The sequence below is a fragment of the Polynucleobacter sp. UK-FUSCHL-C3 genome (assembly GCF_040409815.1).
Classification (GTDB): Bacteria; Pseudomonadota; Gammaproteobacteria; order Burkholderiales; family Burkholderiaceae; genus Polynucleobacter.
This window is the reverse complement of sequence record NZ_CP099959.1, coordinates 99,799-114,997: the sequence shown is the minus strand read 5'-3', so window position 1 is coordinate 114,997 and position 15,199 is coordinate 99,799. Positions and strand designations below refer to the sequence as shown.

Annotated in this window: 14 protein-coding genes and 1 tRNA gene; 5 read left to right on the top strand and 10 right to left on the bottom strand. The window is 39.7% G+C overall.

Features of this window, described 5'->3' with window-relative positions; translation table 11 throughout:
• The first annotated feature begins 12 nt into the window (after positions 1-12).
• Both grxD and rmuC read left to right on the top strand, forming a co-directional pair.
• Positions 13-324, top strand: a complete 312-nt coding sequence (grxD, locus tag NKE59_RS00660; protein ID WP_353438939.1) for a Grx4 family monothiol glutaredoxin — start codon at positions 13-15, stop codon at positions 322-324.
• Positions 325-392: 68 nt separating this feature from the next.
• Positions 393-1,655 carry a DNA recombination protein RmuC gene (rmuC, locus tag NKE59_RS00655; RefSeq protein ID WP_353438938.1) on the top strand — a complete coding sequence of 421 codons (1,263 nt, stop codon included), beginning with the start codon at positions 393-395 and terminating at the stop codon, positions 1,653-1,655.
• 80 nt (positions 1,656-1,735) lie between these two features.
• Here the strand turns inward: rmuC and NKE59_RS00650 are convergent, their stop codons facing one another.
• Positions 1,736-2,314, bottom strand: a complete 579-nt coding sequence (locus NKE59_RS00650) for a phasin family protein (RefSeq protein WP_353438937.1) — start codon at positions 2,312-2,314, stop codon at positions 1,736-1,738.
• A gap of 170 nt (positions 2,315-2,484) precedes the next feature.
• Here NKE59_RS00650 and NKE59_RS00645 point away from each other — a divergent pair, with 170 nt between their 5' ends.
• Complete coding sequence (locus NKE59_RS00645) at positions 2,485-3,792, top strand: MFS transporter (RefSeq protein ID WP_353438936.1); 1,308 nt, start codon at positions 2,485-2,487, stop codon at positions 3,790-3,792.
• 22 nt (positions 3,793-3,814) lie between these two features.
• Here the strand turns inward: NKE59_RS00645 and NKE59_RS00640 are convergent.
• The 6 genes from NKE59_RS00640 to petA form a co-directional block, all read right to left on the bottom strand.
• Positions 3,815-3,890, bottom strand: a tRNA-Thr gene (locus tag NKE59_RS00640).
• Positions 3,891-3,912: 22 nt separating this feature from the next.
• Positions 3,913-4,323 (bottom strand): ClpXP protease specificity-enhancing factor, encoded by a 411-nt coding sequence (locus tag NKE59_RS00635; RefSeq protein ID WP_353438935.1) that lies wholly within the window; start codon positions 4,321-4,323, stop codon positions 3,913-3,915.
• A gap of 41 nt (positions 4,324-4,364) precedes the next feature.
• A complete protein-coding gene (locus tag NKE59_RS00630; protein WP_353438933.1) occupies positions 4,365-4,976 on the bottom strand; it encodes a glutathione S-transferase N-terminal domain-containing protein in 612 nt (203 codons plus the stop codon).
• 46 nt (positions 4,977-5,022) lie between these two features.
• Positions 5,023-5,796, bottom strand: a complete 774-nt coding sequence (locus NKE59_RS00625) for a cytochrome c1 (protein ID WP_353438931.1) — start codon at positions 5,794-5,796, stop codon at positions 5,023-5,025.
• A 30-nt stretch (positions 5,797-5,826) separates the two neighbouring features.
• Positions 5,827-7,227 carry a cytochrome bc complex cytochrome b subunit gene (locus tag NKE59_RS00620; RefSeq protein WP_353438929.1) on the bottom strand — a complete coding sequence of 467 codons (1,401 nt, stop codon included), beginning with the start codon at positions 7,225-7,227 and terminating at the stop codon, positions 5,827-5,829.
• A gap of 50 nt (positions 7,228-7,277) precedes the next feature.
• Positions 7,278-7,880 carry a ubiquinol-cytochrome c reductase iron-sulfur subunit gene (gene petA, locus NKE59_RS00615; RefSeq protein ID WP_353438928.1) on the bottom strand — a complete coding sequence of 201 codons (603 nt, stop codon included), beginning with the start codon at positions 7,878-7,880 and terminating at the stop codon, positions 7,278-7,280.
• Between the two features lie 155 nt (positions 7,881-8,035).
• Between petA and mscL the strand changes: the two genes are divergently transcribed.
• Together mscL and NKE59_RS00605 are read left to right on the top strand one after the other, a co-directional pair.
• Positions 8,036-8,461: a large conductance mechanosensitive channel protein MscL gene (mscL, locus tag NKE59_RS00610; RefSeq protein WP_353439870.1), complete on the top strand. Its 426-nt coding sequence runs from the start codon at positions 8,036-8,038 to the stop codon at positions 8,459-8,461.
• Between the two features lie 142 nt (positions 8,462-8,603).
• The gene (locus tag NKE59_RS00605; protein WP_353438927.1) at positions 8,604-10,955 is read left to right on the top strand and encodes a CDC27 family protein; all 2,352 of its coding nucleotides are present in this window, start codon (positions 8,604-8,606) and stop codon (positions 10,953-10,955) included.
• A 21-nt stretch (positions 10,956-10,976) separates the two neighbouring features.
• On the opposite strand, the gene NKE59_RS00600 is transcribed toward NKE59_RS00605, so the two are convergent.
• The 3 genes from NKE59_RS00600 to tatC form a co-directional block, all read right to left on the bottom strand.
• Complete coding sequence (locus tag NKE59_RS00600) at positions 10,977-12,767, bottom strand: hypothetical protein (RefSeq protein WP_353438926.1); 1,791 nt, start codon at positions 12,765-12,767, stop codon at positions 10,977-10,979.
• 264 nt (positions 12,768-13,031) lie between these two features.
• A complete protein-coding gene (locus NKE59_RS00595) occupies positions 13,032-14,240 on the bottom strand; it encodes a porin (protein WP_353438925.1) in 1,209 nt (402 codons plus the stop codon).
• Positions 14,241-14,409: 169 nt separating this feature from the next.
• Positions 14,410-15,195, bottom strand: coding sequence for a twin-arginine translocase subunit TatC (tatC, locus tag NKE59_RS00590; protein WP_353438924.1), 786 nt, complete (start codon positions 15,193-15,195; stop codon positions 14,410-14,412).
• Between the last annotated feature and the right edge of the window lie 4 nt (positions 15,196-15,199).

The window sequence follows — 15,199 nt, the reverse complement described above, 5'->3', positions numbered from 1 at the left end:
AGGATTTAACCCATGAGTGATGCTCAAACCCGTATTAAAGAGATTGTGACCGGCCATCCTGTAGTCCTTTTTATGAAAGGTACTGCCCAGTTCCCCCAATGCGGCTTCTCCGGTAACGCCATTAATATTTTGCGTGCCTGTGGAGTAGAGACACTGCATACGGTCAATGTCTTTGATGATGAGGCAATCCGTCAGGGGATTAAAGAGTATGCCAACTGGCCGACCATTCCTCAGCTTTATGTCAATGGAGAGTTCATTGGCGGATCTGACATCATGACCGAAATGTACCAAAGCGGCGAGCTTAAAAAGCTTCTTGGAGCTTGATTTACTCCTATCCATTTATCGTTTTAAAAGCTCACCCAGTGGGCTTGGTCTAATTTAGACTAATGCCCATGTCTGATCTTAGTCTTCTAATCCCCGCCCTAAGCTTTGGTATTACCATCGGCTTATTGGTCTATGTTTTTATCTTGCGCTCTCATCAAAAACAAACTGCTGTATCCCTGTTTGAGCAAACTACTCTTTTAAACGCCTTACGCGAAGAACGTGATCAAGCTGTTTTGCATGCTATTCGTTTAGAGGCAGAATTAGATTCTGAGCGCAAGCAAGTACAGAACCGTATTGAGTCTCTCAATGAAGCTAAAGAAGCACTCACTAATCAGTTTAAGAACCTAGCCAATGAGATTTTGGAAGATAAGTCTAGAAAATTTACAGAACAAAACGCGCAGCAATTAGATATCTTATTAAAACCTTTGCAAACTAAGCTAACCGAGTTTAAGGAACAGGTTAGTAACTCCTACGACCAAGAGTCACGTGAGCGCTTTGCTCTGAAGAACGAGATCGAGCGCCTAGCCAATCTAAATCTAAAGATGTCAGATGAAGCAAGATCATTGACCAATGCCCTAAAGGGTGACTCGAAGATTCAGGGTAACTGGGGGGAGCTTGTTTTAGAGTCCATCCTCGAGTCTTCTGGTCTTCGTAAGGGTGAAGAATACCTTGTCCAAGATAGTCATACACAAGCCGACGGCGGAAGACTTCAGCCTGATGTGATCGTTAAGCTCCCCGAAGGCCGACACCTAGTCATTGATAGCAAAGTATCGATTACAGCCTATGCCCGCCATACTGAAGCGGGTGACGATGCGATTGCAAAACAAGAGCTCTTAGCTCATATCCAATCGATCCGTCAACATATTCAAGGGCTATCTGCCAAGAACTATGCAGGTATCGCTGATTTATCTACCGTTGATTTTGTGCTGATGTTTATCCCCATTGAGCCAGCATTTTTAAGTGCACTTAAGGCTGCACCTAATTTATATCAAGAGGCCCTTGCTAAAAATATTGTCTTGGTCTGTCCCAGCACTCTGATGGCAACACTCCGAACAGTTGCTCACTTATGGCGCCAGGATCAACAGAATAAGAATGCAATGGAAATTGCACGTCAGTGCGCAAATCTCTATGATAAGTTTGTGGGGTTTGTAGAGGACTTAGAGCAAATTGGAAAGCGTCTTGATCAAGCCCAATCAAGCTACCATGACGCCTTTAATAAGCTCAAGTCGGGTAAAGGTAACTTGATTAAAGCAGCAGAACGCGTTAAGGAGTTGGGTGTGAAACCCAATAAAGTAATTGCTAATAATTTACTAAATCACGAAGAAGAATAAAAATTCAACACTGAATAAAAAAACCCGCCCATATAGGGCGGGTTCTTGACTCATAAATCCTACTGGTAAAACTAGCTCAATTAAGCAGCCTTACGTTTAGCCGGAGCAGCAGCTTTTTTTACTTGAGCAATTTGACCTTGGAATGCTTCGAAAGCTTGGTCAGCAGATTTCTCTACCGTTGCCATTGCATCTTTACTGGCTTCACGGAACTGCTCAAAACCCTGCATCACCGAGTTCATCGAAGTTTTGAATGCAGATACAAATACATCCGAACCGGCTGGTGCGTTAGCAGCTAATGTATTTACCCAATCTTGCATACCAACTTGAGTTTGTTCAATGCTAGCTTCTACAACGTTAGCGAACTCTTTGCCGCTCTCACGCAATACTTTCGTAACTTTACGCTGATGAGCAATCGCCTGATTACCTACTTCCTGCAAAGTTTCAGCTTGAAGGAACTCGCTCACGTCTTTTGGATCTTTAGCGGTGATTACCTGCTGAATGTTCTCTTGAGCATTCAGAAGTGCGTTCTTGGATGCGTCGTAATTGAGTTCTACGAGCTTTTGTGCATTCTCAAGAGCGGCTTCGCCCAAGGAAAATACAGTCTCGAGGTTCTTGCTCTGAATTTGCGACAATTTTGCTGTTACTTGATCTTGATTCATGGTGTACTCTCCATTAAGTTAATGTATTCAATACTGCACTGCACCATGAAACTATACCCAATTTTTTGCTGCTCTGCAATAAATATTATTGCTCTGCAACATAAAAGTCTCTAATCTATTAAATAGTCATTTTAAATCAATAGCTTATACATATTTAGTGTAATTAATTTATGAGTAATTCTAATCGGTCTTACCCCAAAATTGCTACAGCAGCCTGCTTTGGCACCTTTCTGGAGTGGTATGACTTTCTTACCTTTGCAACCCTTGCGGTGGCTTTTGCACCCTTATTCTTTCCAAGCTCAGACCCAGTTACTGGGCTTTTAGCAAGCCTTGCTACCTTTGGGGCTGGGATGATTGTGCGGCCCTTGGGGGCGGCCTTCTTTGGCTCCCTCGGGGACCGCATTGGCAGAAGGCCCGTCTTTCTAATCACAATCTCTTTAATGGGTGGGGCTACATTTGCGGTTGGCTTTTTGCCAACTTACGAGCAAATTGGCATTTTGGCGCCCATTCTTTTGGTGAGTTTAAGACTACTTCAGGGCTTATCAGCCGGGGGTGAAATTGGGGGTAGTGCGGTTTTCCTCACGGAACACGCCGGCGACTCTAATAGGGGTTTTAAGACTAGTGTTCTGCAGTTAATGGGTCCTTTGGGTATGCTGGTATCAACCCTCCAACTTCTTTTACTCAATCAATTTCTGGACCCCGCAAGTTTTAAGGAATGGGGGTGGCGAGTACCGTTTTGGTTCTCGATCGTGCTTCTCTTGGTGGCATTAAAGGTGCGTATGACCTTAGAAGAAACACCCATCTTCAAAAATATGCTTGCCAAAGGTGAAACATCAAAATCGCCCTTACGCGATAACTTCAAAGATAAAGAGACCCGCAAGCAAATGTTCTTACTTTTCTTTTGTATCTCAGCCGGTGGCTCTGTTTTATTCTTCTGCGTACAGGTATACACCGGCATATTTATGAAGTCGGCATTACAAATTAACCCACAAATTGTGGATACTTTAACGATTACCGCAACGATAGTTTTGTTCCCATTAACGATTATTTCTGGGGCACTCTCTGATAGGATCGGCCGAAGACCAGTGGTCATCAGCGGATTACTCCTTGGCACAATACTGATTCAGCCGGCTTATCAGTTTTTACAAACACTCAGCCAGCAAACTGCCCCAGACTACTCCCTCATGATCGTCGTACTCATAGCAATCACGTTGCCATTGGCTCTAGTGGTTGGGCCACAAACTGCCCTATTGGCGGAACTATTTCCCGCGCGAACGCGCAATAGTGCTGCAACCCTGCCACATAATCTTGCAGCAGGCTGGATCGGAGGGATGCTACCTCTTATCGTCACTTGGCTTAATAAAGAGTTTTCCAGTCCGCTCGCTGGTTTATGGTACCCAACCATCTTTTTAGCTATCGCAGCTGGGCTGGCGATCTTCTTCTTGCCAGAAACTAAGAAAATTGATCTGACTAAATAGAATAATAAAGACGGGGGAATTTTGGTGCCCCATGTCCGACTCGAACAGACCACCTACTGATTACAAATCAGTTGCTCTACCAGATGAGCTAATGGGGCATCTAAGAAATTTAATTTTAACTTACTTCACAATCTTTAAAGCGGGACGCTCACTCTTTGCCTTCGTAGCGTCTTTATTTCCAAGCCCATTATCCACTGGCCCCTTTGTTTCGGGATCAAATGGGAAGGACATTCCCTGACCATTTTCTCTAGAATAGATTGCCAAGACATGGGTGACTGGAACCAATACTTTCTTGGGTATACCCCCAAATCGAGCCTGAAAACTGATCCAATCGTTCTCAATATGCAGTTGATGGCAGGCATCTGCCGAGATGTTGAGCACGATCTCATTATTTTTCACAAACTCCATGGGAACCTCAACCCGCTCGTCCACAAATACTGCTAAGAACGGGGTAAAACCAAAATCCGTACACCACTGATGCAGTGCACGAATTAGGTAGGGCTTGGTACTTGGAGCGTCGGTAGCCATCATTACGATTTTAAGCCAACCGAAGAGTGCAGCTAATTATCAAATTAGCGGCGCATCACTTTCTCGGAAGGGGTCAATGCCTCAATATAGGCTGGGCGGCTAAAAATACGCTCTGCATATTTGAGTAAGGGTGCCGCATTTCTGGAGAGGTCAATGCCGTAATGCTCAAGACGCCAGAGTAAGGGGGCGATTGCAACGTCAAGCATGGAAAACTCTTCGCCCAACATATATTTGTTTTTGACAAATATTGGGGCTAGTTGCGTTAAACGATCCCGAATCGCTAAGCGAGCCTTCTCATGTAATTTCTCAGCAGTTTTACCCTTCTCATTCTCGAGTGCACTAACATGCACAAAGAGTTCTTTCTCAAAATTAAATAAGAACAGGCGTGCCCGTGCGCGCGCAATCGGATCGGGCGGCATGAGTTGAGGATGAGGAAAGCGCTCATCAATGTACTCGTTAATGATATTGGACTCATACAAAATGAGATCGCGCTCAACCAAGATAGGCACTTGCGCATATGGGTTCATGACCGAGATATCTTCTGGTTTATTAAACAGATCGACATCCCGTATCTCAAAATCCATACCTTTTTCAAATAGAACAAGGCGGCAGCGTTGTGAGAATGGGCAATTTGTGCCCGAGTACAACACCATCATAAGCAGGTATCCTTTAAATCAAATTATTAAAGCAAAACGCTTGGACTTAACGAATATCTTTCCAATACGCTTTATTCAGACGCCATGCAATCAATGTAAAGATCGCTAGGAACAGAAGGACAACGACACCAATGCGCTTACGTTGTAACTGAGTGGGCTCAGCCATCCAAGACATAAACGACACAAGGTCCGCAATATTATCATCATATTCTTGGGGCTTCATTAATCCAGGGCTTAACTGCTCAAAACCCTTGAATGCTTTTGTTGTTTTGCCTGGATCTTTAGCGTCTTTAACGTTCTCAAAAATAGCGGCACGCTCACCCTGCAATTGCCATAAAACATGAGGCATACCGACATTTGGATAAACTAAGTTATTCCAGCCTGTTGGGCTATCAGGATCTTTGTAGTAGGTACGAAAATAGGTGTAGAGCCAATCCGTGCCACGTGAACGGGCCACAACCGACATATCTGGCGGTACCTTACCAAACCACGCCTTCGCATCCTTTGGATTTGTAGAGATGGTCATGAGATCGCCCACCTTTTGATCGCCCAAGATGAGGTTGTCTTTAATTTGTTGATCGGTAAGGCCGATATCTCGTAAACGGTTGTAGCGTAAGTTAACCGCAGAGTGACAACCCGAACAGTAGTTCACAAAGATCTTGGCGCCATTTTGCAATGAAGCGTTGTTATTTAAACGATCTGGTGCGCTATCAAGCGGGAAGTCACCACCTGCCGCAAATGCCGTTCCAAGCAAAAAGCTGGTACTAACTAGAGTAAGCCCTTTTTTTAGGATACACACCATAGTGAGTCGATAATTCATAAAAGTTCCTAGCAATCTTTATGGTTATGATTAATGTGCATGAAATGTCACTCTGTCAGGGACTTGTTTAAAGCTACCTAACTTACTCCACCATGGCATTGCTAAGAAAAACGCCAAGTAAATAATCGTACCTACTTGGGCAAGAAACTCAAATAAAGGCGATGGTGGCTTAATACCCAAATATCCCAAAACTAAGAAGCTCACAACGAAGGCACCATAGATGTATTTATGAAAATCTGGGCGATAGCGAATCGAGCGCACGGGGGATTTGTCCAGCCATGGCAAAAAGAAGAATATCAATACAGAACCGCCCATGATGACAACGCCCCAAAACTTAGCATCCAAGAAGTAAAAGCCAACTGCTAGGATCAAAATAATGGCTGCACATACACCCTTAACGCGGATATCTCGTGTATTTTTAATCACGAGGCCCAATGGTATGGCGCACAAGATCCAGAGGGGTATTAAAAAAGGAGTGGTAGTGGCACGCAGCATGGAGTAGAACGGCGTGAAGTACCAAACTGGTGCGATGTGTGATGGGGTTTGTAGTGGGTCAGCCGGAATAAAGTTATTCGCTTCTAAGAAGTAACCGCCCATCTCAGGGGCAAAGAACACGATGGCAGCAAAGATCATCAAGAAGACACCCAAACCCATAATGTCATGCACTGAGTAGTAAGGATGAAACGGAATGCCATCCACTGGTTTACCCGTGGAATCTAGAGTATTTTTAATCTCGACGCCGTCTGGATTATTAGAGCCTACTTCGTGAAGAGCAATAATATGAGCTACTACTAAACCGACGAGTACCAATGGCAGCGCAATGACATGGAAGGAGAAGAATCGATTGAGTGTTGCATCACCAACCACGTAGTCGCCTCGCAACCATAAAGCAAGGTCAGGCCCGATTAAAGGTATGGCGGCAAACAGATTAACAATCACCTGCGCACCCCAGTACGACATTTGTCCCCAAGGCAGAAGGTAACCAAAGAATGCTTCAGCCATTAACAACAAGAAAATAGAACAGCCAAAGATCCAAATCAGCTCACGCGGCTTTTGATAGGAGCCATAGATCAAACCGCGGAACATATGCAAGTACACCACTACAAAGAACATGGACGATCCAGTGGAATGCATATAGCGTATCAACCAGCCCCATGGAACCTCGCGCATGATGTACTCAACAGAGTCAAACGCCTTGGCAGCGTCAGGCTTGTAGTTCATTACCAAAAAAATACCGGTTACGATTTGAATGGCTAAAACAACAATTGCTAAAGCACCAAAGAAATACCAAAAGTTGAAGTTTTTGGGAGCGTAGTACTCGCTCATGTGCTCCTTAAACAATTTAGTCAAAGGAAAACGTGAGTCGACCCAAGCCAAGCCTTTTTGGGCAATCGTTGCGTTATCTGGAACTTTAATTTCTTGGAAAGCCATAGCTAGTGTCCTGAATCAGTTTCTAAAGAATAAATAGTAAAGTAAATTAATCAAGTTTTCTTGTCTTCACCAACCAAGATCTTGGAGTCGCTCAAATACATATGGGGAGGAACCTCTAAATTATCGGGGGCTGGCTTATTTTTGTAGACCCGTCCTGCCAAATCAAAGGTGGAGCCATGGCAAGGACACAAGAAACCACCTGGCCAGTCATTTGGCAAGGAAGGTTGTGCGCCTGCCTGTAACTTGGGATTAGGTGAGCAGCCTAAATGGGAACAAATTCCCACCACAACCAGGTACTCAGGCTTAATCGAGCGATATTCGTTACGAGCATAGGCGGGGGTTAAAGCAGCAGGATCTCGTAAAGACTTGGGGTCAGCCAGCTCACCGTCAAGCTTTGAAAGCTCTTTAACCTGGTCTTGATTACGACGAACCACCCACACAGGCTTACCACGCCACTCAACGGTTCTGATCTCATCGGGCTTCATACCGGAGATATCTACTTCAACAGCTGCACCAGCGGCCTTGGCGCGCTCCGAAGGCTGAAAACTGTCTAGGAACGGGTAAGCCACTGCGGCAGCACCACAACCACCGACGGCCGAGGTTGCTATTAGCCAAGTACGGCGATCTTTATCCATTTTTGGGGTATCACTCATTTACGATCTATCCTTGTACCGAATTCAAAATAAGAGGTTCTAAAGGGCGAATTGCTCAAATCCTCGATTTTAAGGTAAAAAGTGGTTACCCTGCTCAATCCTGCTTAACTTATAAAAATAGAGATTCAAAGGAGAAATACGTGGCTTCCAACATCATGAAAGAATTTAGGGCCTTTGCCGTTAAAGGCAATGTGATCGACCTCGCGGTTGGAGTCATTATTGGTGGGGCATTTGGCAAAATTGTCGATTCCTTAGTCAATGACATTATGATGCCCCTCATTTCAACGCTTCTAGGTGGAAAAATTGACTTTACGAACCTCTTCATTGTAATGGGAGCAGTCCCAGAAAATGTACCAAGAACATTTGATGCCCTCAAAAAAGCAGGTATACCAATTTTTGCCTATGGCAACTTTATCACCATCTCAATCAACTTTGTCCTCTTGGCTTTTGTGATCTTCCAAATGGTCAAGATAGTCAACAAAATCAGATTACAAGATGAAGAGCCAAGGCCAACCCCGCCAACACCAGAAGATATTACCTTATTACGAGAAATAAGAGATTTAATAAAACCTAAGTTTTAGAAAAGTGAGAAATAATGAAGAAAATATTTTTTAGGTTTGCTACTGCAGGCAAAAAAATTTGCAATAGTAATTTTGTTAATGAAATTAATTTCAAATCCTGAACAGCACTGTTCATTAAAAAATACCTTTTCTTTATCAGATTATGAATTTAATTTCTTCCGATCAATTACTTAAAACTGCCAAAATACAGTTAAAAAAAAATAATTTTGAATTAGCAAAACAAATACTTTTAAGTGCGATTAATTCTAAAAATGCCAAAGCTGAGCACTATGAACTATTGGCAAAAATTTACGACACTAATAATGACTTCGCCCAATGTTTAAAATATCTTTCAATAGCCTGCTCTACTGAAAATGCTTCTGCAGAGGCGCATTATTACCTGGGAAAAGAATATATTAAATTAGGTAGGTTAGAAGAAGGAATCAACCATATTCATATATCAATAAAAAAGGCAGGGGATTTTATTGAAGGATTAGTAGAGTTAGGACTCGGTTATATAAAATTAAATGAAAGCCACAAGGCGCTAGATTTTTTAAAAAAAGCCCTACAGTATGACCAAACTAATATTGGTGTGCTATTTAACCTTGGCAAAATCTATAGCGAAGAATTAGCTGATTATGAAAACGGCCTTAAATTTTATGATCAAATTCTTGAATTAGATCCGAAAAATACCGAAACATTAATTGCTAAGGGTATTTTATTTAGTCAATTAAATAAATATGACGAGTCAAATTCATGCTACTTGGAAGTAATTAACCTAAATTCAAAACTATCAATTGCATGGCACAATATAGGACAAAATTTAGGTATAAAAAAACAATTCAAAAAGGCACTTTTAAATTTTGATAAAGCAATTCTATTGGAACCCAATAATCCAATATATTTATCTAATGCGGCCAAGTGCCATTACGAGTTAAAAAACTATAAAGATGCATTTTATTTATATAACAAAGCTATAGAATATAAAAATAGTCATCATGAAGCCTGGATCGGAAAATCTAGATGTGAATTTAAAAATAATAAAATTTCAGAAGCTTTTACATCTATCGACCAAGCAATAAAATTTGCTCCTAATGTTGCAGATGGTTGGTATTGGAAAGGAAATTTTTATGCTGATATGAAATATTATTCTGATGCCATTAATTGTTATGAAAAGGCAATAAATTTTAAGCATGACCATCTGGCTCTTTTAGGATCATTACTACAGGTAAAAATGGAAACCCTTAATTGGGCTGGCGTTGAACCTCTCTTTTCTGAAATAAGAGCAAAGGTTTCAAGGGAGGAATTTATTATTTCCCCCATGATCTTTCAGGCAATTAATGATGATCCTATATTAAATTTAAAGTGTAGTAGAACTTGGTGCAATAATCACTTTCATAAAATTGAGAATAAATTTACTACACAATTAAAAAAGTCAAAAATACGTATTGCATATATTTCACCAGATTTTAGAAGTCACCCAGTTCTTTACCTCACAGAAAAAATTTATGAGCTCCATGATCGATCTAAATTTGAGATATATGGATACCACTTAAATTCTATAGTTGATGAAAACACAATAAAAATATCAACTAATTTTGATAAATTTTTTTTTGTAAGCAAATTTACTGATGAAGAATTAATTAATTTCATTCGCGAGCATGAAATTGATATTGCTATTGATTTAGCTGGTCATACGAAAGGCGCAAGAACCAATATTTTTTTAAACCGTATTGCGCAATTTCAAGTTAATTTTATTGGATATCCTGGAACTCTAGGGTCAGAGATGTACGACTTTATTATTGGTGATAAAATTCTCACGCCTAAAAGTAGCCAACTATTTTATTCGGAAAAAATATTAAACTTACAACGCACTTTTCAGCCTAATGGCTTTCGCTGTAAATCAAATAGATTTAATTCACGAACAGATCTTGGTCTTCCAGAAGATACTTTTATTTACTGTTGTTTCAATTCCAATTATAAAATTACAGAAACTATTTTCAAGAGTTGGATTAATATTTTAAAGAGAGCAAATGATTCAATCTTGTGGCTATTTCTAAATGAGCCCAATGTAAAAAATAACGTTTATAATAAACTTGATTTATATGGAATTCCACGACAACGTGTAATTTTTGCAGAGCAATTAAATTATTCAGATCACCTAAGTCGCATTAGATTTGCAGATCTGTTTCTTGATACTTCTCCATTTAATGCTGGTACAACTTGTAGTGATTCATTATGGTCTGGGGTTCCAGTTCTTACTTTAAAGGGAAAAAGCTTTTGCGGGAGAATGACAGAAAGTATCTTATCTTATATATCTGTAACCGAGTTAGTTGCAAATTCACTTGATGAATATGAAGATATTGCTGTGAGGCTCTACGAGGATGAATTTTATTTTCGAAATATAAAATCTAAGTTAGCCAATAAAATTCATAGTTCAAATTTTTTTGATCCAAAAGAATATATCGCCGATCTTGAATATTCGCTAATTTCTACTATTTCGGCTAATACTTAATTAAAGTACTAATTTAGTGCTCTAGTTTTTTAAACTAATTTCATTTATAAATTTTGAAATATAGCATTCAGATTTTATATTTAAAAAATTTTCATATATTTGGCACCTTATTTTTTTTAAGTATTCATTGTTTAAACTGATTGTATAAATTTTTTCTATCAGTTCCTCTGGTGATGTGGAAGTTAACTCCTCTATACCTATTAATTTATATATTGCAGCTGTGTGATTTGATCTCATAAAATTATTTTTTAAAGTTAACACTGGCAGTCCAGCACCCAAACAATCTAAAGTTGTATTACCTCCCGACCAACCCAAGGTGTCTAGTGCGATATCTAAAGTTTTTAAAAAATTCCTATAGTTTTCTTTATTTAGTCGATCTTGAAATGTGATGATGCTTGGATCTATTCCATTTTTTTCAAATTCTAATGTTAATCTTTTCCTTAATTTTTCATCTAGCTCATCTTGATATTTTATAAATTTAAATTTTACTTTTACTATCTTTTTTGCAATTTCGATTAATATGTAATCGTATTGTGGATGATATTTAAATGGTGTTTGTAAGCATCCAACCATTAAATGTTCATTTTTTTGCTTATCATGTAATTTTTTTATAGTTGTTGATATGTACGGTTCTGGATTTATTTTTAATCCAATACCAGGTAATTTAATTAAGGTTTCTGTATATTGACTTTCTGACTCCAATGTTTCCATTAATTCGCCACTTAAAAAATAATCAATATTTTTTGAGCCTGATGTAACTGGATGGAGCCATCCCATAATACTTACCTTAGCAAGTCTATATGCAGCTAAAATTTGCGACTCTATAGACATCCCTATATCGGGCATAAATAATATATCGATATTTTGATTACTAATATTTTGTACCACTTGATTTAGATTGTCAGGTGATATATTTACATGATCTATTTTAAAGTTTGTTGGTATCCCATCTAATTTTATTTTTGGATTATTTATTATTATCAGTACTACCTGAAGGTTTTTATCTATTTGCTTGAGTTGTTCAATAATAAATAGGTTTGGGTGGTATTTGAATGTGCTGATAACACCTATCTTTTTATTATGTATGTTTTTAATTTTATTCGGTTGTTCTATCTTATCTAACAGCAATGCTGTAATTTGACTATATATTTCATTTATTTCTTTGTCATCTTTTTGTTGATACGCCAAGTAAAATCTATTCAATTTAAATGCTATTTTTTTACCTATATTATTTGTTTGCAAGTATTCTGATGGGATTTTTTTTAAGCTCTCTACAATGCGCCTAGCTTTTTCTTCTAATCTAATTCTATCTGTATTAATTTTTTTTTCAGTTTCGTAAATTGCATTTATTTTTATTAATTCTAAGCACTCTATTAGAGTGTCGGAATATTTTGTGTTTACATTTTTAATTTTTAGATTTAGCCATTTTTTTAAGTCTAAATTTGCATCTTCTACCAGGTCTTGATGTTGTTTTGCGATTCCCCTGGCTTCATATGCCTCTGCAATATTAGAATTTATACTTATTGCTTCGCTTGAGTATTGAACAGCTTCTTTATAATTAGTAGTTTCATTTAATGAGACTGCTAGATTAACAAGTGCATCACAGTCTTTTGGGTTTATTTCAATTATTTCTTTATATTTTTTTTGTTCTTCGACATGGTTTCCAGCTAAGCCTAGCATTAGTGCATAGTTATATTTAGTATCTAAATTTTTTGGATCACTTAACTCAATTTTATGTATTGCTTCTAATGCAGCTTCTTTATAGCCCTTATTAAATAAGGCAATCACTTCTAACATTTCTGCTCTTTGCATAATGCTTAATTTTTCATTTCTAAGTTTGCTTTTTCAGTTCATTTTTTTTAATAAGTATATATCGATGACCCTTTTTGGTGTTTTTTTAATTTCCATCACCTAGATACTCTTTTTTTTGTGTTTAAATGTTTTTTAATCACTCTGGTTTTTTATTTTTTTTATCACCACATTAATACTCTTTTTATAATAAAAAACCCACTGTGAGATCACAGTGGGTTTTTTTAACTTCAGACCTAAATTTAACTAGCAGATGCTAGCTTCAAATTAGAATGTATGACGCATACCAATAGTGTATTGCTGGTAAGTTACGCTGGCTGTAGTTGTTGGAATTTTCGATTTCCAGTCAGTTGAGCCATAGCCCGCATAGACACCGGTTCTCTTGCTAAGATTGTAATTAGCAACAAATTGCATACCGGCTGTATCGTAAACTCCGGTATTGTTATTTGTTACTTTTCCACCAGTATATGACGCTGTCACAGTTAATGCTGCAGACAATGGAGCAGTTAAACCAAACAATACGCCAGATGTTGTACCAGATTGCTGTGTATTCGCACCGTTAACACTTTGGTTGTAATACAGCACAGCAGGTTTAACCATCTTCAAATCATAACTTGCGCCTAATGCATAGTAATTAATGCTAGGTGCGATTGCTGATAAAGTGCCACCGGGGCCAACTGCTACCATCTGATTGAACCCGTTACCTGCTCCGCCCGAGGCGGCAGCTGCTGCAGTACCTACGTTTAGTGCCCACGTTGTTCTGCGCTCATAAATACCGCCGACCTTAATTGGGCCTTGGGTAAAATCTAAGCTAGCTGAACTTGAGCGGTTGCTTGTTGGAACCGCATTAGCTGCGGTTGCTCCACCATTATTTGAGGCTGTGCCATCAACGGTTGTCTGCACTCTCAAGGTAATACCTGCCATAGTAGGCGCCTGATAAGTAGCCGCTTGGCTATAGCGTGTAACGGTACCCTGTTGATATAACGAACCAGAACCAGTCATATTTGGACCACCTTGTGGGTCAAATCCCTCGGTAGCGTCTTTGAGCAATGAGTTTTGGGTACCAATACGCAACTCTCCAAATTTGCTATTACCGAGAGATGCATATGCTTGGCGAACGTTGCCAAACATCGTTGCATTAGTTGCACCTGCAACGTCAGTCATGGTTGCTGCGACTGTTGGGGCAGTTGCGTTGTTATAGTTAATGGCTGTCTCAAGGACGAAGCCGGCACGATCGCCACCACCTAAATCTTCTACGCCACGAAAGCCTAAACGTGAGCCGGATAAGTTACCAGTTCCGTTACCGCTTTGGAAACCGCCGATAGTAGTTTGGTTTTGTTTTTGAACTGTGTTGTAGTCTATATTGGTTACGCCTACACCAGCATCAACTAAACCATACACAGTCACGCTAGACTGAGCTTGTGCTACACCAGCAAATGCGCTAACTGCCGCAAGTGCAAATAGTGATTTTTTCATTGTTTAAATCTCCATAAGTTAAGAATTGCCCGAATTGCTTCAGGACACTAGAATTATCCGGTTTTTCTATGTAAATACATTCTTTTAAATCTTTTATATGGCTATTCGTTGTATTGATGCAACAGCTCAATTTAAGGAAATAATCCATTTAAATCAATTACTTATAGTTCTAAGCTGTTTTTTCTTCTGGAGATTCTGTTTTGGGTAGGTAGAAACGAGCAATAAACAGTCCGAGCTCGTAAAGAATGCACATCGGAATCGCCAATAAAAGCTGGGATAGCACGTCTGGGGGGGTAACAACAGCCGCAATAATGAAGGCGCCGACGATGACATACGGTCTTATCTCTCGAAGTTTTTCAATCGAGACAATGCCCATTTTGACCAAAACCACCACCACGACCGGGACTTCAAAGGTAATACCAAAGGCTAAAAACGTCGACATGGCAAAACTTAGGTACTTATCAATATCAGTCGACATCTCAGCGCCCAATGGGGCGTTATAGCTTGCCATGAACTGAAAGACGGTTGGGAAGACCAAAAAATAGGCAAATGACATGCCGATCAAAAAGAGTGAGTAACTACTTACTACCAATGGAAGAACCAACTTCCGTTCATGAGTATAAAGGCCTGGTGCTATAAAAGCCCAAACTTGGTAAAGAACTATTGGTAAGGCAATTAAAAAGGCAACCAACATGGTGACCTTCATAGGCACAAAAAAGGAGCCGGTCACATCGGTGACAATCATCTTGCCGCCTGCCGGCAAGGAATCCAGCATTGGCTTGGCAAATAAATGGAAGATGTCAGGGGCCCAGTAAACCAGGGAAACAAACACAATGATCACCGCGATGGCCGACTTAACAACCCGATCTCGCAACTCAAAGAGATGCGACATGAAGGTTTCTTGAAAACCCTCTTTTTGCTCCGTCTCTTTGGTGTCGAAGTTTGTATCAGACATCGTT